The organism is Exiguobacterium sp. SH0S2, from assembly GCF_004337185.1.
Taxonomy (GTDB): Bacteria; Bacillota; Bacilli; order Exiguobacteriales; family Exiguobacteriaceae; genus Exiguobacterium; species Exiguobacterium aurantiacum_A.
This window is the reverse complement of record NZ_SJVB01000004.1, coordinates 138,384-158,468: the sequence shown is the minus strand read 5'-3', so window position 1 is coordinate 158,468 and position 20,085 is coordinate 138,384. Positions and strand designations below refer to the sequence as shown.

22 protein-coding genes are annotated in these 20,085 nt (G+C 52.7%); 7 read left to right on the top strand and 15 right to left on the bottom strand.

All coding sequences use genetic code 11. The features are described 5' to 3' along the window. Positions 1-11: 11 nt before the first annotated feature. The 4 genes from EVJ21_RS11285 to EVJ21_RS15560 are packed head-to-tail and all read right to left on the bottom strand — an operon-like array spanning position 12 to position 2,115. Positions 12-674 (bottom strand): NAD(P)H-dependent oxidoreductase, encoded by a 663-nt coding sequence (locus EVJ21_RS11285; protein WP_070328085.1) that lies wholly within the window; start codon positions 672-674, stop codon positions 12-14. 16 nt (positions 675-690) lie between these two features. Then, entirely contained in the window at positions 691-1,302 is a 612-nt protein-coding gene (locus tag EVJ21_RS11280) for a class I SAM-dependent methyltransferase (protein WP_070328084.1), read from the bottom strand. Next, positions 1,295-1,996 (bottom strand): ABC transporter permease, encoded by a 702-nt coding sequence (locus EVJ21_RS11275; RefSeq protein ID WP_131465854.1) that lies wholly within the window; start codon positions 1,994-1,996, stop codon positions 1,295-1,297. Before EVJ21_RS11275 ends, EVJ21_RS11280 begins: the two co-directional genes overlap by 8 nt. Further along, on the bottom strand, positions 1,993-2,115 hold the full coding sequence (locus EVJ21_RS15560) for a hypothetical protein (RefSeq protein ID WP_255417728.1): 123 nt from the start codon (positions 2,113-2,115) through the stop codon (positions 1,993-1,995). Before EVJ21_RS15560 ends, EVJ21_RS11275 begins: the two co-directional genes overlap by 4 nt. 136 nt (positions 2,116-2,251) lie before the next feature. Here EVJ21_RS15560 and EVJ21_RS11270 point away from each other — a divergent pair, with 136 nt between their 5' ends. Further along, positions 2,252-3,124, top strand: coding sequence for an ROK family protein (locus EVJ21_RS11270; RefSeq protein WP_131443988.1), 873 nt, complete (start codon positions 2,252-2,254; stop codon positions 3,122-3,124). Positions 3,125-3,166: 42 nt separating this feature from the next. Here the strand turns inward: EVJ21_RS11270 and EVJ21_RS11265 are convergent, their stop codons facing one another. The 5 genes from EVJ21_RS11265 to EVJ21_RS11245 form a co-directional block, all read right to left on the bottom strand. Then, positions 3,167-3,661, bottom strand: a complete 495-nt coding sequence (locus EVJ21_RS11265; protein WP_131490557.1) for a hypothetical protein — start codon at positions 3,659-3,661, stop codon at positions 3,167-3,169. Further along, positions 3,658-5,175, bottom strand: a complete 1,518-nt coding sequence (locus tag EVJ21_RS11260) for a diguanylate cyclase (protein ID WP_131465848.1) — start codon at positions 5,173-5,175, stop codon at positions 3,658-3,660. Before EVJ21_RS11260 ends, EVJ21_RS11265 begins: the two co-directional genes overlap by 4 nt. A 353-nt stretch (positions 5,176-5,528) precedes the next feature. After that, a complete protein-coding gene (locus EVJ21_RS11255; RefSeq protein WP_131490630.1) occupies positions 5,529-6,269 on the bottom strand; it encodes an AAA family ATPase in 741 nt (246 codons plus the stop codon). Next, the gene (locus tag EVJ21_RS11250; RefSeq protein WP_131465846.1) at positions 6,260-7,528 is read right to left on the bottom strand and encodes a HAMP domain-containing sensor histidine kinase; all 1,269 of its coding nucleotides are present in this window, start codon (positions 7,526-7,528) and stop codon (positions 6,260-6,262) included. Before EVJ21_RS11250 ends, EVJ21_RS11255 begins: the two co-directional genes overlap by 10 nt. Next, on the bottom strand, positions 7,528-8,175 hold the full coding sequence (locus tag EVJ21_RS11245; RefSeq protein ID WP_131490556.1) for a response regulator transcription factor: 648 nt from the start codon (positions 8,173-8,175) through the stop codon (positions 7,528-7,530). The genes EVJ21_RS11250 and EVJ21_RS11245 overlap by 1 nt, the downstream gene beginning before the upstream one ends. 143 nt (positions 8,176-8,318) lie before the next feature. On the opposite strand from EVJ21_RS11245, the gene EVJ21_RS11240 reads away from it, so the two are divergent. Then, positions 8,319-8,882 carry a hypothetical protein gene (locus EVJ21_RS11240; protein ID WP_131490555.1) on the top strand — a complete coding sequence of 188 codons (564 nt, stop codon included), beginning with the start codon at positions 8,319-8,321 and terminating at the stop codon, positions 8,880-8,882. A 31-nt stretch (positions 8,883-8,913) separates the two neighbouring features. Here the strand turns inward: EVJ21_RS11240 and EVJ21_RS11235 are convergent, their stop codons facing one another. Together EVJ21_RS11235 and EVJ21_RS11230 are read right to left on the bottom strand one after the other, a co-directional pair. Then, a complete protein-coding gene (locus EVJ21_RS11235) occupies positions 8,914-9,621 on the bottom strand; it encodes a hypothetical protein (RefSeq protein WP_131490554.1) in 708 nt (235 codons plus the stop codon). A gap of 94 nt (positions 9,622-9,715) precedes the next feature. Next, on the bottom strand, positions 9,716-11,626 hold the full coding sequence (locus tag EVJ21_RS11230; protein ID WP_131490553.1) for an endonuclease MutS2: 1,911 nt from the start codon (positions 11,624-11,626) through the stop codon (positions 9,716-9,718). Between the two features lie 458 nt (positions 11,627-12,084). On the opposite strand from EVJ21_RS11230, the gene EVJ21_RS11225 reads away from it, so the two are divergent. Genes EVJ21_RS11225 through nagE form a run of 3 tightly spaced genes read left to right on the top strand, consistent with a single transcriptional unit; the run spans position 12,085 to position 14,925 of the window. Beyond that, entirely contained in the window at positions 12,085-12,573 is a 489-nt protein-coding gene (locus EVJ21_RS11225) for a PTS sugar transporter subunit IIA (protein WP_236636585.1), read from the top strand. A gap of 19 nt (positions 12,574-12,592) precedes the next feature. Continuing rightward, on the top strand, positions 12,593-13,441 hold the full coding sequence (locus EVJ21_RS11220) for a PRD domain-containing protein (RefSeq protein ID WP_131441252.1): 849 nt from the start codon (positions 12,593-12,595) through the stop codon (positions 13,439-13,441). Further along, the gene (gene nagE, locus EVJ21_RS11215; protein ID WP_131490552.1) at positions 13,438-14,925 is read left to right on the top strand and encodes an N-acetylglucosamine-specific PTS transporter subunit IIBC; all 1,488 of its coding nucleotides are present in this window, start codon (positions 13,438-13,440) and stop codon (positions 14,923-14,925) included. Before EVJ21_RS11220 ends, nagE begins: the two co-directional genes overlap by 4 nt. Before the next feature lie 36 nt (positions 14,926-14,961). On the opposite strand, the gene htpX is transcribed toward nagE, so the two are convergent. Together htpX and EVJ21_RS11205 are read right to left on the bottom strand one after the other, a co-directional pair. After that, complete coding sequence (htpX, locus tag EVJ21_RS11210) at positions 14,962-15,843, bottom strand: zinc metalloprotease HtpX (protein WP_070328297.1); 882 nt, start codon at positions 15,841-15,843, stop codon at positions 14,962-14,964. Positions 15,844-15,864: 21 nt separating this feature from the next. Next, complete coding sequence (locus EVJ21_RS11205; RefSeq protein WP_131470230.1) at positions 15,865-16,413, bottom strand: LemA family protein; 549 nt, start codon at positions 16,411-16,413, stop codon at positions 15,865-15,867. Between the two features lie 138 nt (positions 16,414-16,551). On the opposite strand from EVJ21_RS11205, the gene EVJ21_RS11200 reads away from it, so the two are divergent. Both EVJ21_RS11200 and EVJ21_RS11195 read left to right on the top strand, forming a co-directional pair. Continuing rightward, the gene (locus EVJ21_RS11200; RefSeq protein WP_131490551.1) at positions 16,552-16,980 is read left to right on the top strand and encodes an NUDIX hydrolase; all 429 of its coding nucleotides are present in this window, start codon (positions 16,552-16,554) and stop codon (positions 16,978-16,980) included. Positions 16,981-16,994: 14 nt separating this feature from the next. After that, a complete protein-coding gene (locus tag EVJ21_RS11195; RefSeq protein WP_131490550.1) occupies positions 16,995-18,179 on the top strand; it encodes a M20 metallopeptidase family protein in 1,185 nt (394 codons plus the stop codon). Between the two features lie 12 nt (positions 18,180-18,191). On the opposite strand, the gene EVJ21_RS11190 is transcribed toward EVJ21_RS11195, so the two are convergent. Both EVJ21_RS11190 and EVJ21_RS11185 read right to left on the bottom strand, forming a co-directional pair. After that, positions 18,192-19,517 carry a hemolysin family protein gene (locus EVJ21_RS11190; protein WP_131490549.1) on the bottom strand — a complete coding sequence of 442 codons (1,326 nt, stop codon included), beginning with the start codon at positions 19,515-19,517 and terminating at the stop codon, positions 18,192-18,194. A 90-nt stretch (positions 19,518-19,607) separates the two neighbouring features. Continuing rightward, a complete protein-coding gene (locus EVJ21_RS11185; protein WP_131490548.1) occupies positions 19,608-20,084 on the bottom strand; it encodes a DMT family transporter in 477 nt (158 codons plus the stop codon). Position 20,085: the final 1 nt, after the last annotated feature.

The window sequence follows — 20,085 nt, the reverse complement described above, 5'->3', positions numbered from 1 at the left end:
TGAGCTTTTTTTCATCCGATGTATTTGACGACCTCGTTGAAGTCGCGACGCGTCTTCGGCGCGAAATCGCGAGCCCGGTAACCGAACGCGACCATGGCCGAGAGCGACCAGGCCCCGCGTTCCATGACACCTTCTGAAATCAACAGTTCATCAATCTGTTGTTGGTTGAACCCTTCGATCGGACATGAGTCGATCCCGATTTGGGCTGCTGCCGTCATCATGTTGCCGAGCGGGATGTACGTCTGGCGCTTGATCCACTCTTGGAACACTCGCTCGTCGTCTAACAGACGATAATCTTGTTCTTGGAACTCCTGCACTCGTTTGATTCGGAGCGCATATTCATCCTCGGTCCGTCCTTGGACGCCCGTGATGATATGGCGCAGATAGTCCGAATCATAGCGCATTTCCTGCGGAGTCCGGGCCAAGATCAAGACGAAATGGCTCGCCGTCAACGCTTGTCCTTGAGCGCCCCACGTGTTGTCTTTGATTTTTTGAAGTAAATCTTCGCGGCGGACGACGACGAACTGCCACGGCTCGAAGCCGAATGAGCTCGGTGACAACCGTCCCGTCTCCAGGATAAATTCAAAGTCGCTTTCATCAATCTTGCGGTCCGCGTCGAACTCTTTCGTCGCTTGACGCCAACGGTACGCTTCTAAAATATCTTTTTTCTTCACTCAAATCCACTCCCCATTACCAAGATGACTCCATCATATCAAATCGATAAATGAGAAACCGTTCATGAAGATTCTTCAGCGGCAATCGGACGTCTTGGACGTAACGGAACGGTGTCTCATCATTCAAAAAGTGTAAATAATCGTCGGACGGATAGTAGAGGATGATATCGACCGGACGCGGCGAGAGCTCGACCGAGTCGAGGATGTTGGCAACGACTTGGCGGAACACTTGAACCGAGAACGGGTTGAAGAAATAAAATCGGTTCGCCTCAGGTGGGATCATAAACCGTTCGGCATACGCGCACTCGAACTGGACGCTCCCACGCGACCGATGCTTCTTCGTATAGTTGACCCAGTTTTGAAGCGCCTCCTCGTGATAGCCCCCATCCATCTCGACCCCGATGGCGCGGACACGGAACGTGTAGGCGAGATAAAACGGCAACCTCCCTTTCCCGGATCCAAAGTCGACGACCGTGTCCGTCGGCTCGAGCGGATAGGCGTCGCGTAACAAGTCGAGCGCAGCATATGGGGTCGGCTCATAGCGATGGTATTCGACCGAGGTCGGGAAGCCTTGCTGAGGCTTCACCGTCTCGATTTGTAGCAGTCGTTCATATTGTTGTTCAGTCATGAAAGTGTCCCTTCTTGATTTTTTGGAAGAATGAATCATGCAACGCCTCGGCCAAGTCGATTTCGCGATCAAGGTACGGCTGACGCGACATCCAACCTTCCCCGGCATAAAGTGCCAGTGCGACGAAACCACTGCCGAAGACGACTGCCGCGAGCGGACGGCCGTCAAGGAACGCATATAGGCAAATCATGGCGATGATCGTGACGCTAACCCGCAACATCCAATGGCTTCTCCTAATCTGTAACTGATACTGAGTCCACATATGGAGCCAAGCGATTAGGAGAACCGACAAGAAGAATGACAAAATTGAAGCATGTGTCCATCCCCAATCGACGAGCACCGGCCTAAACAACGAAACGACCACACCATATTTAATGATCAGCTTAACGATATGATAGGACAGCGAATAGCGCTTCAACACCTTGATGAGCGCATCGCCGGTGCTTCGCGTGACATCTGCTCGTTCGACCCAAATGAAAAACGTATCGCTGACGACAAGGAGCAGGAAGAGCACCGCCCAAACGAACGCCGAAACGTCGCCGACCCAATCAAGACCACCTTGCCAGAACAAGATATACTGATAACCGAGAAAGAAAAAGAGCGGAAACACGACGTACAATCTGAGCCGCCACGTGTTCCAACGCTTGGCCGCATGGTCCATCACGCGTCGCTTCAATAAATACCGAGCTGTCATCGCACGGCCACATGTTCAACCATTTCAAACAACGTCCTGCTTACCGATTGAATCGAGTCGCGCAGCTGTCGTTTCGCCGCTTCCGTCTCAAAACCGGCGTTCCCGATATGAACATCCATGTGAACCTCCTCGCGACCGATTTGCATCATTTGGCATGGTGCGCTAATGTGGATAAGCATGTGTTCTTGTCTATCTATCATACCATGCCCCAAACATAGCCTTGACAACAAAATCCCCCGTAAAGGAGTAAGTACTATGCAACATTATCTAGCCATCGATATCGGTGGTACGAGTATCAAATACGGAGTCGTCCAAACTGATGGGACACTTCTGTCGAACGACCACGTCCCGACCCCTAAGACGTGGAAAGCATTTCTCGAACAGATCGATGCAATCGTGAACAACACGCAAGCCGCGGGACCAATCCAAGGAATCGCCTTTAGCGCTCCAGGCGCCGTCGATTCGTCGACCGGGGTGATTCACGGCGTTACCGCCCTCCCCTACATTCACGAACAGCCTTTCCTCGAGCCGTTTCAAGACCAGTACGACTTACCCGTCACCGTCCTAAACGACGCGAACGCGGCAGCGCTCGCCGAAGGATGGACCGGGGCCGCCGCTTCTTTGAAACGTTATGCGACAGTCGTCATCGGCACAGGTGTCGGTGGTGCTTTTATCGACTCGAACGAAGTCATGGTCGGTTCACACTTCCATGGCGGCGAGTACGGCTATTGGATTCTTGACCCGAATGCCCCCCACCCGGACGGCACGTGGAGTAAAGTCGGTGCGACGGCCGTTCTCGTGAAGCGGTGCAGTGATCGCCTCGGACTGCCCCTCACCGGCAAAGACGTGTTCGACCTTCAATCGGACTCACGTATCCATGAGGAACTCGAAAACTTCTATCGTTGGAATGCAATCGGACTCTACAATCTCCAGTTCGGGCTCGACCCGGAACGGATTTTGATCGGTGGCGGCATCAGCCGGCGGCCTGAAGTCCGTGACGGCATCAAGCGTCACCTCGATGCGCTCACGGATTCGTTCGGTACGTTCCGGATCGACGTCGAGACGTGCGCCCACTTCAATGAGGCCAACTTGATTGGTGCTGTCCGGTTCCACCTTTTAACGAACTAAAAACAGGGTTTCCATCACCGCTTGGTGAAGGAACCCTGTTTTCTATTGTCTGATGCGGTCCTCATGCAAGTGGTGATACACCTCGTCCCGGATCGCTTGGAGCGTCCGATCATGAACAATCACGTGGGCGCGAATGATGCGGTTCGTCCGCTCATCGATTTTCCGCGTCTCTAGATAGCGATCTAAGATCGGTAAACTGAAGTCATCGATTGGCAAATACGTAATCGGGATCACTTCCTGTCCCGATTTAACGGAGACTTGTATCCCGTTCACGTCAGGAAAGAAGTGCGACTCGTAATACGGCTCGATGATGAGCTCGTCTTTCATCGCGTCCCTTACTTCGGGAATTGTCGTCGGCAAGGCAATAAAGTACACCATCTGATCAAACGAGAACGAGACGTCTTGTAACGAAACGTGCAATGCCGCCGCCTCACGCTTGGCGATGTGACGTAAGATGAATAGATAGCAGTACCGGCTCGACAGCAAGATGGTCCCGATAAAGGCGACCGCCATCATCATGACGCTAAACTCACTCATAGCGTCACCCCTTCCCAGCGACAGACTTGATTTTTCCCGCGTGACTTGGCCGCATAAAGCGCCTGGTCCGCACATTCAATCAACTGTTCGACCGTCTGATCACGAAGCGTATGCTTCGAGGCGACGCCAAAACTGAGCGTCAACTGCCCACCCGGTTGTTGATTCCCATGCATGAATGTTGTACCGAGCACGGCTGAACGAATCGTTTCGGCCACGTACGTCGCTCCGATCTCATCGAATCGCGGGAGCAAGACGACAAACTCTTCGCCGCCGAACCGATACGCCATCTGTTCGTCGGGTACACTTCGGCGAATGACGCTCGCGAGTCGCGTCAACAGTTCGTTCCCCGCCAAATGACCGTTCGTATCGTTATAATGTTTGAAGTGGTCGATGTCCATGACGATGAGCGACAGTTCGTCTTCATCACATTCGCGGAACAATACATCCAAATCTTGCTCGAACGAGCGATGGTTCTTCAAACGAGTCAGTCCGTCACGGAGCGCGAGCGTCTCAATCCGTTGATAAAGCGTCGTCTGATGCAACGCAAGCGATGCCTGTTCCGCGATGGGCCGAACCCCATCGATTTTTTGAGGGGTGATCGGCTTCTTGTTGACGACGTTATCGATGACGAGCAATCCGTACGGGATACCTTGATGATGTAACGGGAAGATCGTGCACTCATCCATCTGTAACTCTGTATGTAATAGTCGTAGGACCGCATCATCGGTGATGCTCGCATAGACGTGTTGCGGTCGGCCCGAGTCGAGCGTCTGTTTAAACACATGATTGGAATTAAATGGGAACGTCATTTTGCGAATTCGCTCGTTCAATTGCTCGTCTTGCGTCGAGTCCGTCTCTTTCTCGTCAATCAATCGTTGAAGGTCATAATGTTGCCGTGTGATTTCTTCCCAAATTTGATACCCTTCTTCGGGATTCATCGGTCCCGTCCCCATGACACCGTAAATGCTGTCTTTTTCCGGGTCGGCAAAAAAGATGATCGAGCGGTTGAAGCCGAGCCCATGACCTGCCGTCACCGACGTCAAAATCGTCTGGAGGAGACGGTCCGGGTCGAGCGTATCTTGCATCGTGAAGCTGACTTCACGAAACACGTTCAATTGACGAGAGCTTGTCGTCAACATCCGTAACCGATCCGATCGTTCCCGTTTCAATTGTTTAATATAACCGAACAAAAGCGCGGCACCGAGTCCGAAAAAGATATAACTGAGCAACAACGGAAACGATAAATCTCCTGATTGGCTATAGACGAGCAACCAACCGACAAGAATGGCGGTCACCATGCCCGTCCATTGAAAACAGATGAGGCCGGTCGCGATGAGTAGCAGCACCGACCAATGTAAATCATAAAAGTCGAACAGAATCCCATGCCAAATCACGACAAGGCTACTCGCCCCAACGAGTAGCCAACGGTTCAAAGATGGGGTCGTCATCAAGCGCAGTACGTTGATGACGAGTGTGATCAGGACGATGCCAACAATCAATAAACCGTATACCATCGCTACCCCTCATTTCGTCAATAATCATCTCTACACGTCTATTATAGAGCGATTATTCAAACGTGGGACAGTTTTCGCCCAATTACTGACCAAACTTTTAAGTTTATTGAAAGATTTTCCAATAGACTTCAACGTTTGTTTTACATCATTATTTCGTGTACTTTAGCACAGTAACGTGAAATGATGGAAGCAATTAACCGAATCAAGTGAGGTGGAAACCTAATGGATTTTTGGATAGACACGCTCTCATCGATCGGGACGTACATGCTGATCGCTGCCGGTGTCAGCGTCGCGATCATTTTGTTGCGGAAAATCACGAAGTCATAACAAAAGGCGGCCGGGGCCGCCTTTTGTTATTCAAATAAAATCCGTTGCATCCGCTCCGGTGCCGCTAAAAAGTCGCGCATGACCCGGACGTGTTCGAGTTCATCGAACGTCGTCGGCGCGAGCCCCGCCTCGACTTCCAAAATCGCCGCGTCCGGATACGACATGAGAATCGGTGAATGGCTCGCGATGATGAATTGGCTCCCGGCCTGCACGAGCTCATGCATCCGGGCGAGCATCGTCAATTGACGCATCGGCGACAACGCGGCCTCCGGCTCGTCTAAAATATAGAGGCCCGCGCCCCGGAAACGGTGGAGCATGAGCGACAAGAACGCTTCCCCGTGCGACTGCTCATGGAGTGAGCGACCGCCATACGATTCGTAAAATCGTTCAGGGTCTGGACTCGATCGCGCTATTTCGTCCACGTAACTTGATAGCTGATACGCCGTCTCGGCCCGGAGGAAAAAACCGTCCTTCGGGCGATACGCACTACGAATTGGGCGCAACGCCTCGAACAGCGGGCTATGCGTCGACTCGGTCTCAAAGCGGAACGTCGTCGCCCCGCCTTCCGGATTGAATCCGGCGGCAATCGCCATCCCTTCGATCAACGTCGACTTGCCGCTGCCGTTTTCCCCGACTAAAAACGTGACCGGCTTCGTCAACGTCAATTCGTCAAACGCTTCAAAAATCGGGAGCGAAAACGGATACCCTGGCGTTTCGATCCGATCTCGTTCTAAGCGGACACCTCGTAAAAATAAGTTCAATCCCATTCGATCCAAAAAATCGCCCCCTCGTTTGATTCGACCCCGTAATTGAGTTGCTGCGCTTCAAGCAACAACTTGTTGATGGCGAGTCCAAGACCGTGTCCGTTCGACCGGTCACCTTTGACGTACATATCCCATACGCTCGCACGCATCCTATCATCGAGCCCCGGACCTTGATCCTCGATCTCGAGTCGGTTTCCGACAATTCTGATTGTGATGACGCCACCGTCGGGACTCACCTGGTAGGCGTTATGAAGAAAGTTGGACAACACCCGTTCCATCGCCGTTTGGTCGGCTTGTAGCGTGACTGCTTCGAGTTCGAGTTGGACGGTGACTTGTTTATGCCGGAACCAGTCTTCCATTCGTGCCACCGTCTCACGAACGAGTCCGTCCAATCGGATCGGCTCGATTTGGAGCGGCAGACTTCGTGACGATAACTTCGAGTACTCGAGCATCTGCGTGACGAGACGATCGATCCGGTCAACTTCTTCGGTCATGCTCCGTCCTGTCGATGAGACGTCTTCTGGCTTGACGACGCCGAGCTCGAGCATCTCTGCCTCGTTGCGAACGATGGCGAGCGGTGTCCGAACATCGTGTGTGACCCCAGAGATGAACGTCTTTTGCAGCGTCTCTTTTTCTTGAAGCGCACGATTCATCTGATCGACCGCTTCCGTCAAATCACCGATTTCATCGTCTGTGACCGGCGGCAAGTTGATTGTGTGTGTTCCTGCCATGATCGCCGTTGCCGCTTGTTTCAATTGGACGAGCGGTGACGTCAAGCGCCGCCCCATCCAATACGTCACGCCTATCGCCGCGACGAGGGCGAGCAGGAAGCCACTCCCGAGAATCATATAGATTTGACGGAACTGGGGATTCGCTAGCGGCGCATTCGTATACGTCACGATTTGAATGTCTCCTTCTTCTCGTAAAAACGTCAAGAGACGCGTCCCGTTTACGCTGACTTGATCGCGTGCCGCTAATGCGTCCGGGTTCAGCGTCGGTGTCATCTGTCGCCGCATCCGTCCGCCTCGGTCAAGATCGATCGGTTCGCCGTCTTGAAACACGAGGACGTTGAGCTGTCCCGGTATGCCTCGCCCTTCAGCTAATGCGTCATAGACGATGTCCGCTTCACGCTCGAGCTGGGCGTAGCTTTCCGTCTCGGCAAAGCGGCCGATCAAGAGCGACGTGAGCCCGAACGTGAGCACGGCCATGACCACGAGCGGGAGAATGGCGGTCCACAACAACTTTTTCATCAACCGGTTCATCACACGTCCTCCAATCGATAACCGACCCGATGCACCGTCTTCAACTGCCGTTTGATCGTCTTGGACTTGTCGCGGAGCTGTTTAACGTGCGTGTCGACCGTCCTCGTGTCACCGACGAACGTATAGTCCCACACGTCGTCGAGCAATCGGTTCCGGTCAAGCGCTTCCCCGATATGCTTCATGAAATAGAGCAGCAGTTCGTACTCCTTATTGGCCAATCGAATCGGTTTCCCGTCTTCCGTCACCGTCCGTGATTTTTCATCCACTTTCAGATCACCGAACACGATGCCATCCGTCTGCTTGACGAGACGCTTCAATCGAATCTCGAGCTCCTTCAAGACAATCGGTTTGACCAAATAGTCGTCAGCACCGAGCTCAAGACCGAACACCCGGTCATCGGCTTCCCCGCGTGCCGTCGTCACCACGATGGCCGGCCGCGGCTGAAGTGTCTGTAATCTCGGAATGAGCGTCCATCCTTCCCCGTCCGGCAGGCGAACGTCGAGCAGGACCGCATCGAACGGCTGATCAAGCAGTCGTTTCGCCTCGGCGAGTGTCCTCGCCACGCTGACAGTAAAGCCCGCGTACGTCAAAAAACGGGCCATCCCGTCCGCTAGCTTCTGTTCATCTTCCACTACGAGCACGTTCATCTGTATCGCCTCCACTCACATTATATCGCATCAAGAAAGCATCCCATCGTTTCCCAAATACAATTTGCAAAAACCTTGCAACTCCCTCACAACTTGCCGGCGGGCAAGATCTACACTTGAGGTAGTAAAAGGAGGAGATACACATGAAATCATCAAAATTAGCACTCGCTTTGGCCGGTCTGCTTGCCGTCTCGGGCACAGGCGTCTATGCAGCCACGAACGAGACGACGACAACTGAAACGACAGAATCGACGGAAGCTTCGACGCAATGCGAACGCGGTGAACACGGCATGTTCGGAGACCGGGCAGCCGGACAAGCGGCGTTGCTTGAGGCGCTCGGTTTGAGCGAAGCCGAGGTCGAAGCGGCACGTGAAGAAGGACAGTCGCTTCCTGAGCTCGCGGAAGAGAAAGGCATCACGGTCGACGCATTCATTGACGCGATCATCGCCTCACACGAAGTGAAACTTGATGCAGCGGTCGAGAACGGTAATTTGACGCAAGCGGAAGCCGACGCGATTTTAGCTGAACATGAGGAGCGATTCGCCGACGTGACAAGCTATGACGATCTAGACATGCAAGGACCGGGAGGCAGAGGTCGACACGGTCACGGATCGCATCACGGTGGCCAATTCGGTGGTCCAAACCAAGACGACAATACACCTTCAACAGATGACAATGTAGAAAATCAGAGTACAAATTCACTGTAAGCAAAAAGGCAACCGAGATTTGGTTGCCTTTTCATATGGCCAATAAAAGTAGCGCGTATCCGATGAGCCCGACGGCAAAGGCACGAAAACTGCTGTCACGCTCTTCGGGCAACTCTTCTTTCATGACGTTCAAGATGATGCCACCGGCTAAAAAGGCGACAATCATCGACAGCGTGACTTCATGGAGCGCTGAAAACGCCCCGACACTCCAGCCGACGAGCACCGCGAGTGAAAGCAACAACCGTCCCCGCTCGTCATATAACTGTTGATGGTGGTGTCTCAACCCTTGATCGACCGTGATGAAATGAATCCCTAACGCGAGAAAGTAGAGCGTCATCGCCCATATCGTGTCGAACTCACTCTCTGCGAGCACATACCCGATGCTAAAGTTGTAAAAGATGAACAGCGCCATATGAATCCAAAACACGCTTCCTTCATCTCGTTTTTTCATTTGGGACGCCAATCGCTCTAATCCGTAAAAAACGGCCAAACCGAACATACTAACGATGAGGATATGGTTCTCGATCGAGGCGAACAGGCCGCTCCCGAGATGTCCTTCGAGCTCGCGTTGGTATTCATTCAGTTCAGGCAAGAGATGCAAGAACACGTAAGCGACAGCGACGCCACCGGCGAGCGACAAGAAGCGGCTCCGTGGCTTCTCACGCACGTGAATCAGTTGACCTGAAAAGTAGTGAATCAAGGCAAATCCGATGGCAAACAACAAGCTTAACCAAAACATCTAGTCCACCTCCGACACATTACCCGACAGCCGGACGTTTCGTCATGACTCTCGGTCCTTGGTCCTTACCCGAGCGCTGGCGGTCATACACTTTTTAGTCTCCACGTTCGGCGCGTTGCCGTGCCCGAATCTCTTTTTCAACACGACGCAACGCTTTCTTCGAGCCACGCTCAAAATCATGCGCCTCTTTGCGCTCTCGATAATCCACGAACAACGTTTCCATGTCATAACCCGCCGGATAGAGATCAACCGCCTGCGCTTCAAACCGGACGCGTCGCAACGGATGGTCGCTGAACGTCCCTTCTGCATAAACCGTGACCTGTCGCCCAGAATCGTCCGTCGCATAGACGAGCCCGACTTGATTCGTCTCGAGTAACCGAACGCGATCTCCTTTTTCAAATTGCTGAATCAGGTCCGGTTTCGCGTTCACCACTTCTTGTGTCAGCTTCGAAGTGTCGACGAGTGTCTGGTCATATACTTTTTCTTTCATATAACGTGACGCCTGTTTCAAAATCGCTTCGGGTAGCTTCATTTTCCGGGCAATGAACAGCGCGTTGCTGTCACCGGACTGACCGATCAACAACCGATACTTCGGCTCGAGCGTGTCCGGGTCGAACTGCATCGCCGCGTTCATGAAGTCCGGATGCGCCTCGGAATACGCTTTGATTTCCCCGTAATGGGTCGAGGCGACGACGAGACAGCCGCGCTTGTACGCCTCTTCTAAAATCGCGATGGCGAGCGCCGCGCCTTCGTTCGGTTCGGTCCCACTCCCAATTTCGTCAAATAAGAGCAGCGATCGCTTGCCGGCCCGCTGCATGATCGTCGCCACGTTGTTCATGTGGGCCGAGAACGTGCTGAGGGCAGAACCCATGTCTTGATTGTCACCGATATCGACGAACACGTCGTCAAACGTCGAGATGTCCGTATCGGGATGAGCCGGGATGTGCAGACCGCTCATGGTCATTAAAGTAAGCAAGCCGATCGTCTTCAAGACGACCGTTTTCCCGCCGGCGTTCGGTCCGGTGATGATGAGTCCGCGGTACGTCTCGCCGAGCGAGAAGTCGAGCGGGACCGCCCCATCAAGCAACGGGTGCCGGACTTGTCGCAAACGAATTTTCCCGGTCCCGTTCACGCGTGGCGAAATTCCTTCGATCGTCTGGCTATACTTCCCTTTGGCGAATACCATGTCGTACTGGGCGATGACGTCGAGCGTCGTCTCAATCGCCGGTAACGCTTCGGCTACCATACCGGTCAGCGTCGCGAGCACTTGATAGATTTCAACCGCTTCCTCGGTCCGTTTGACGGCGAGTTCCGCGTTCAGCTTGCTGATCGCTTCCGGCTCGATGAACACGGTCGTCCCCCGGTTCGACGTATCGATGATCGTCCCGGCGACTTTATGTTTGTACGACGCCTTAATTGGGATCGTGAATCGGTCCTGCTTCTTCGTCACAAACGCGTCTTGAATCGCTTCACGGTTGGCCGCGCTCTTCAAAAATTTAGTCAACCGCTCCTCGATCCGTCCTTCGAGAATATCGATTTGCTTCCGAGTCCGTTTCAGTTCTTTTGACGCCTCATCGACGACGCGTCCGGCCCGGATCGACCGAACGATTTCTTCTTCGATCGAGCGCCTTTCACTCATCTCGTCCGCGTACAGAGATAACAACGGTGCAAAGAACGTCTGCTCGGCCATGAATCGTTTCAGTTTGCGGGCTCCGCGGAAAAATTCAGCGACGGCTTCAAGTTCACCCGCTTCGAGTTGGATGCCACGACTGATTTTCCCGATGAGCGGTTCCATGTCGGACACCCCGATGAACGGGACGTGCGACGAGGCGTCTAGGATCGCTCGTGCCTCCGACGTCTCTTGCAGTCGTTTCTTCACCGTCTGTAGATGGCTCGTCGGTTGTTGATTTCTGAGCAACTTGCGACCGAACCCGCTGATGCAGTAGCGTTCGACTCGTTGGATGAGTTCAGTATATTGTAGTTTTTCTAACGTTTGTTCGTTCATGGTGATCTCTCCTTAAAATAGGGTGGAGATACCGCGCAAACAAAAAGCGTCGGTCGATGACGACCAACGCAAAAAGACAGACCGGTGTCTGGCAGTTTATGATGGGCGGTATCCGTAACAGAACATGAAGGCATGACAAAAACACGCGTCATCCTACGTTTTTCAGTTCGTTAGGCAGATACGACCTCACTCATCAACATGCAACACCTTTCACTTAAGATTCGTCTTCACTATACAACAAATTTCAGAATAAGTACATTTTTTAGACAGCGCTTACAAATTAGGTCTTGTCTTCTTTTAGATAGCGTGCTATGTTGAGACAGAAGAAACAAATATTGATCACATGTGACTGATTCGATCAGGCATGGGGTAAGACGAAAGGCTCACGCCACCCGTCTATACTCCATGCCTGTTTTGTTTTTTCACAATCATTTTCGCAAGGAAAGGATGAAGTGAACATGTTATTGAATAAGTGGATGAAGAGACATACACTGACACTTTATGCACCCATGGAAGGAGACATCATTCCACTTGAGCAAGTGGCCGACCCCGTCTTCAGCGAGAAGATGATGGGCGACGGAATCGCCATTAAGCCGACAAACGGAACAGTCGTCGCACCGGCTAATGGAACGATCGTCCAAGTCGCACCGACGAAGCACGCCATCGGCATCCGGACGGAAGACGGAGCTGAGATTTTGATTCACGTCGGACTCGACACGGTCGAACTTTCAGGAGACCCGTTCACAGTCCACGTCACTGTCGGTGACCATGTTGACGTCGGACATCCTTTGTTGACAGCGGACTTGAAGCGGATTCATCAAGCCGGGAAGGACACGGTCACTCCGATGATCGTCACGAACGGAAGCGACTTACCTCACCCCTACTCGTTCCACGCGGGCGGGCCCTCGCTTTCCGGAAAGACTGTCGTCGCTCAAGCGGAACAATGACTCCTCGATAGGAGGACACATGTTAAAAATCAAAAAAATCTTAAACAACAACGCGGTCATCGTCTCAGACGAAGGTGAAGAAAAGATTGCCATCGGACCAGGCGTCGCCTTTAAAAAAGGGCGCAACGACATCGTCAATCCGCATAAAATCGAAAAACTATTCGTCATGTCGGAAAACGATAAGTTTCAACAGCTCTTAAGCCGCATCCCGGTCGACCACTTCACCATTTCCGAAGAAATTATCACGCATGCGGAGAAGCGGCTCGAGACGACGTTCAATGAGCACATCCACGTCGTCCTGACCGATCATATCTCGTTTGCCATCGAGCGTGAAGAAGAAGGGATCTCGCTTCGGAACAAGCTGTTGAACGAGATCAAAATCTTGTATCGCAACGAATATGAGATCGGGCTCTGGGCGCTGCAACTGATCGAGGACAAAATCGGGTTGAAGATGCCGAAAGACGAAGCGGCCTTCATCGCGCTCCATATCCATACACTCAAAGTGAAAGGAGGTGATTTGCGCAAGACGGTCAAACAGACGACGATCGTAAGAGACATGATTCAATCGATTTCACGACGACTCGACCTATCTATCGAAGAAGATGACTTATCCTATCAACGCTTATTAACCCATTTACGATTTGTCATGGATCGGGTCAACCATTACGATCATCACACGATCGACGAGGACATGCTTCAGATGATTCAAACAAAATTCTCGTCCGCTTACGCGTGTGCGTCTGACGTCGCAACTGAAATGGAAAACTTATACGGCATCGTCTTGCCCGAGTCAGAGCTTGGTTACATCACGCTCCACATTCAACGCCTGCAAGATCAACACCATCAAAAAGGAGGACATTTACAATGATGAACTTTTTACAACGTCTCGGACGTTCGCTCATGTTGCCGGTTGCGGTACTTCCTGCAGCGGCCATCCTCATGGGCATCGGTTACTGGATCGACCCGGTAGGCTGGGGTTCTGAAAACATCGCCGCCGCCTTCCTCATCAAAGCCGGTGCAGCCATCATCGATAACATTCCAATTCTCTTCGCTGTCGGGGTCGCCCTGGGTATGGCGAAAAACCGTGACGGCTCAGCCGCTCTCAGTGGTCTCGTCGCTTTCCTCACGGTCACGACACTTTTATCAGCAGCAACAGTCGCATTATTCCAAGGTGTAGACGTCGAAGCCGTCAACCCGGCGTTCGGCAAAATCGCTAACGCGTTCGTTGGGATCTTGTCAGGTCTCGTCGCCGCGTCCATGTATAACCGCTTTAGTCACGTTCAGTTACCTGACGCCCTCGCCTTCTTTAGCGGCAAGCGTCTCGTCCCAATCATGACGGCGTTCTCGATGATTCTCGTCTCGGTCGCACTTTACTTCGTCTGGCCGGTCGTCTACACAGGACTCGTCGGATTCGGTGAAACAATCTCTAAAATGGGAGCAATCGGTGCTGGACTTTATGGATTCTTCAACCGTCTATTGATCCCGACAGGTCTTCACCACGCCCTCAACTCGGTATTTTGGTTTGACGTTGCCGGCATCAACGATATCGGTAACTTCTGGTCCGGTGAAGGTGAGAAAGGGATCACTGGACGCTATCAAGCTGGATTCTTCCCGATCATGATGTTCGGTCTCCCGGCAGCAGCCCTAGCGATGTATCACACTGCGAAAACGAAACGTAAAAAACAAGCGGCCTCGCTCCTTCTCGCCGCAGCGTTCGCTTCATTCTTCACAGGTGTCACGGAACCGCTCGAGTTCTCGTTCATGTTCCTCGCACCAGTTCTTTACCTTGTCCATGCTGTGTTGACAGGCGTGTCACTCTTTATCGCTGCCACATTCCAATGGACGGCCGGGTTCGGCTTCAGTGCCGGTCTCGTCGACTTCGTCCTCAGCTCACGGCTACCGCTTGCGAACCAGCCGTATATGTTGCTCGTCCAAGGCCTCGTCTTCGGTGCCATCTACTACACGATCTTCCGCTTCATGATTGTCAAACTCAACTTGGCAACGCCAGGTCGCGAGTCGGACGAAGAGGTTGATGCAGTCGCGGCAGAAACAGCGCCTGAAGGTGAAACGAAAACGGCACCAGTTGCAGCAGGTGGTCAGTACTCTGCGATGGCAGCCATGATTTATGACGGTCTCGGTGGTGACCAAAACGTCACCGGTATCGAATCGTGTGTCACACGTCTCCGTGTCGACGTCAAAGACATGGACACGGTCGATCAAACGCAAATTAAGAAAGCGGGCATCCCAGGAATTAAAGTCGTCAGCCCGAACCATATTCAAGTCATCGTCGGGACGAACGTTCAATTCGTCCTCGAAGAGATTGAAAAACTCCGGAGCAACCGCGCCGGATGACGAACGAAAGCCACCTCGCTATGGAGGTGGCTTTTTTTACATGCCTCGTAGTCGTTTGATGCGTTCTTCCGGATTCGGGTGTGTCGAGAACAGCCCGCTCAGCTTTTTCTTCATAGGATCCGAAAAATAAAGTGATGCCGACGCCCGTGACGCCTCTTTCACTGGCGTTTTGACGTTAGCGATCTTCTCGAGCGCCGAAGCGAGTGCGTCCGGGTTCCGCGTCAGCTCGGCTCCGCTCGCATCAGCCAAAAACTCACGATTTCGCGAGATAGCCAGGTTGACGAGCGTTGCGATGATCGGGGCTAAAATCAACAGGACGAGCCCGACGATCATAAAGATCGGATTTTGGTTGTTGTCCCGCCGTCCACCGATACTTCGGAAAAACAGCATCCGCGAGCCGATGTCACTCATGATGGCGATGACGGAGACGAGGGCGAGCGTCACCGTCGCCAGGCGGACGTCATAGTTTTTAATATGCGCGACCTCGTGGGCGATGACACCTTCGAGTTCTTCGCGGGTCAACTGATCCATTAAACCAGTCGTCACGGCGACCGCCGCCTTCTCGGGTTTGAGCCCGGTCGCGAACGCGTTCGGTGACGGGTCATTGATGATGAAAATCCGTGGCATCGGGACACGGGCGACCATCGCCATGTTCTCGACCGTGTGCCATAAGAAACGATGTTGTTCGACCGATGTGATCTCTTGGGCGTGATTCATCTTCATGACGATATTCGTGCTCGACATGATGACGATCCCGATGTAAAACAACGAGAACACAGGAGTGAAGATGAGCCCCGGGAGTGGATCGCCATAGTTCAAATACGAGATGACGACCCCGACGGCTAAGACGAGGAGGACGAATCCAGCCACGATGAACACGGTTTTAATCTTATTCTTGCGGATTTGTTCATACAGAATCATCGTCGCCACTCCAATCCATTAGAATGAGACGCGAACGTTCTCGCGTTCTTCTTCGCGCGCCTCGAGCATGTCGCGTTTTTCGAACTTATGGACGGAAGCGATGATGTTCGTCGGGACCGATTCGATTTTCGTATTGTATTTCATGACCGTGTTGTTATACAGCTGTCGCGAGTAAGCGACTTTGTTCTCTGTCTGCGTCAACTCTTCTTGAAGCATCATAAAGTTCTCGTTCGCTTTCAAGTCTGGATACGCCTCGCGCAGCGCGAACAAGTTTTTGAGCGCACCGCTCAGTTGATCGTTCACTTCCATCTGTTCTTGACGGCTCGTCTTCGAGCCAAGCTGGTTTCGTAGCTCGACGACTTTCGTGAGCGTCTCTTGTTCATGCTTCGCATACCCTTTCACCGTCTCGACCAAGTTCGGGATCAAGTCGTAGCGGCGTTTCAGCTGAACGTCGATCTGTGCCCACGACTCGTCGACCCAGTTTCGATATTTGACAAGTCCGTTGTACATCGAAAAATAGATGACCGCCAAGACGGCGATGATACCAATTGCGATAATCCAACCCATTTCAACACCTCATTTCATGATTTACTTCTGTATTAATTCCCTTTCGTCGTATACCATAAGCATAACTTAGGTAATATGTAGAAAATGGTTCATATCTACTGTGGGTTCCCTCACGAATTCATGCAAAGGAGTGTCACAATGTCCGTTCCTACCATCGTTGTTGCCGTGAAAGCGGTAATTGTGCAAGACGACCACCTCCTCATCATCAAACGGGCAGCCGATGACGAGGTCAATCCCGGCACATGGGAGCTCGTCGGCGGTAAACTTGACTTTGGCGAGACGCTCGAACATGCCCTTGAACGAGAAGTATTCGAAGAGTCCGGTTTGTGTGTCGCGGTCCAACAATTGTTGTACGCTACGACGTTTTTGACCGACCCGAATCGCCAAGTCGTCATCATGACGTACTTGGCTCACCCGATCGTGACAACCGTCACCCTCTCCGAGGAACATAGTGACGCCAGATGGGTAACGGCTGACGAAGCACAAAAGTTATTACATCGTCCAATTCTTGACGATCTGGATTCACATGACGTATGGGCCTTTCTTCAACCAAAAATGATCAACTGACAGGAGTGCAAATCATGCTTGTGACTGACCTCGATTCACGATTGGCGGAACTGTACGACGAGATGGTGTCGCTTCGACGCCATTTTCACCAATATCCCGAACTGTCGTTTGAAGAACAGGAGACACCAAAAACGATCGCCACTTATTTGCGCAAGCTCGGCCTCGAAGTCCGCGAAAGCGTCGGCGGCAACGGCGTCGTCGGACGCATTCGAGGCGGCAACGGACCAACCATCGCCTTCCGGGCCGACTTTGACGCTTTGCCGATCCAAGACTTGAAAGACGTGCCGTACCGCTCAAAAGTGAACGGTTCGATGCATGCGTGCGGCCATGACGCCCATACGGCGACACTGCTCGTGCTCGCCAAAGCCTTGAGTGAGACCGACCTGCCGGGAGACGTCGTTCTCATCCATCAGTTTGCGGAAGAACTCGCGCCCGGAGGAGCCGAACCGATGATCGAAGACGGCTGCTTGGACGGCGTCGACTACATCTTCGGCGCTCACATCTGGACGCCGCTCCCGTACGGCACGATCGGAGTAAAAGCAGGTCCGATCATGGCCGCAGCCGACCGCTTCGAGCTGACGATCAAAGGGAAAGGCGGCCACGGCGCGATTCCGCAACATACGGTCGATGCCGTCATGGTCGGTGCGAACGTCGTCGGTCAGTTGCAACAAGTCATCAGCCGTCGCACCGATCCGCTCGAACCGGCCGTCTTAAGCGTCGGCACGTTCACCGCGGGCCAGGCGTTCAACGTGATTGCTGACGAAGCGAAGTTATCGGGGACAGTCCGAACGTTCACGCTAGAAACACAAGAACGGATCATCACAGAGATGGAGCGCACCATTTCCCACGTCTGCGCGGCGAGCGAGGCGACGTATGAGCTCGAATATATCCGCGGCTATCCTCCCGTCATCAATCATTACGCCGAGACGGAGCATGTTCGCCAAAGTGCAGCTCGCGTCGTCGGTGAAGCCGGCGTCATCGAGATGTCTCCGCTCATGGTCGGAGAAGATTTCGCCTACTACATGCAACATGTTCCCGGCAGCTTCTTTTTCGCCGGGGCCGGCAATCCTGAAGTCGGCGCCGTCTTCCCTCATCACCATCCTCGCTTTGATGTGGACGAACGGGCCATGCTAAACACCGCCCGCGTCCTCATGCGCGCAGCGTTCGAAATATGGAACACACAAAAAAACGAAGACTGACGCCCTAAGGCATCAGTCTTCGTTTGGCGTTTCTGACAACATCGACACGAGAACTTGGTCGACACGTTTCCCGTCCATATCGACGACTTCGAAACGTAACCCGTACGCCTCGACGATGTCTCCGCGTTTCGGGAAGTCACCGAGCGAGTAAATAACGAGCCCTGCGAGCGTGTGGTACGAATTACGGCCCTCATCGAAACGATTATCTCGAATCCCGAACGTCCGTTTCAAATCTTCAATCCCGAGCAAGCCATCCGCCAAGTATGTCCCGTCCGCGCGGCGGACCACTTCCGGCGTCTCTTCTTCAATCATCACTTCTCCGACGATCTCTTCTAGTATGTCGAACAACGTGACCATACCGAGGAAACCACCGTATTCATCGAGCACGAACGCGATCTCGACGCCGTTCTTTTGCATCATCTGCAGCACTTGGCTGGCCTCGCGTTGCTTTGGCACGATGAGCGGCTGCTTAATGCGTTTTAAAATTTGTGACGGCTCACGCAACGTCGCGAGCGTTAAAATATCACGGACATCGATGTAGCCGACGAACTCGTCGAGCGAATCGCGTCCGACTGGAAGTTTGTTGTGTTTACTCTCATAAATCGATTTTTTAATATCGTCCATGTCATCCTCGAGGTCGACCCATTCGAGCATCGTCCGCGGCTGCATCAGTTCATAAATCAACTGGTCGTGGAAAGCGAAGACGCGCTCGACTTGTTGCACTTCTTCATGGGCGAACGCCCCTTGCTGCGCCCCTTCGAACAACAACTGTTTAATTTCGAGCTCGGTCTCCCCACTCGACTGCTCTGCTTTCAAGCCGAGCAATTTGAACAAGAACAGTGTCGATTTCGATAAGATCCAAATGAACGGGCGCATGACTTTGCTGAACAGGTCAAGCGCCGGAATGATCGACATCGTCACCCGTTCAGGTGACACGAGCGCAATCCGTTTCGGGACAAGTTCTCCGATGATGAGCGACAAATACGTGATGATCGTGACGACGACGACATAACCGACCGTCGGCGCGTACTGCGCGCTCATTCCGAGCTGTGCAAATAGTTCAGCGAGCGGTGTTGAAAAACGCGCGCCCCCGTAAGCCCCGTTGATGATCCCGATCAATGTGATCCCGACTTGGACGGTCGACAACAGGTCTGTCGGGTCTTTTGAATGTCTGAGCGCAATCTTGGCGCTGCGTTTGCCTCGATTCGCCTCAACTTCAAGTTTTGCCGGTTTCGACGAGATGAGCGCGATCTCAGTCATCGCGAACACCCCGTTCAACACGATCAAAAATATGACGATCATTAAATCAATTACTATGGAAGAATCCACTTGTTTCATCACCTCTACGTATATTTCGTACTACTCCATCTCATCATATCAGAGATTCATTATCCACCTGTACCCGTTTTGCTCACAAAAAAAGCCACTTCATTGTGAAGTAGCCTGTTCCGTCGCTTGATGTTCGATTGCTGCCGCCTGAGCTTGTTTGAATACAATCACGCCTAGTAGCAAGATCATCAACCCGATGATTTGGCCTGGTGACAGTGATAACCGCGGCATACCGAACGCCCCGAAGAGATCGACGCCGAGTGCCCAAATCAACTGGGACACGAGAATGATCGAGACGGATAATGTCGGGCCGAGCATTTGGATGCTGCGCATCACACAAAATACGACACCGACACCGAGCAAACCACCGAGCGCATAAATCGGTGAAATGTCGAACACGCCGCGGATGTTTCCGCCGAAAAGTGCAAGCGGGACGAGCGAGCCGATGAATCCGACGATAAAGACGAGCACGGTCGTCGCCCAAGCTCCTAAATACACGTTCATTTTGGCATTGACTGCCGCTTGTACACTGATGAACGCGCCAGCCACCGCTGAACAAATGATTCCTACTAACATG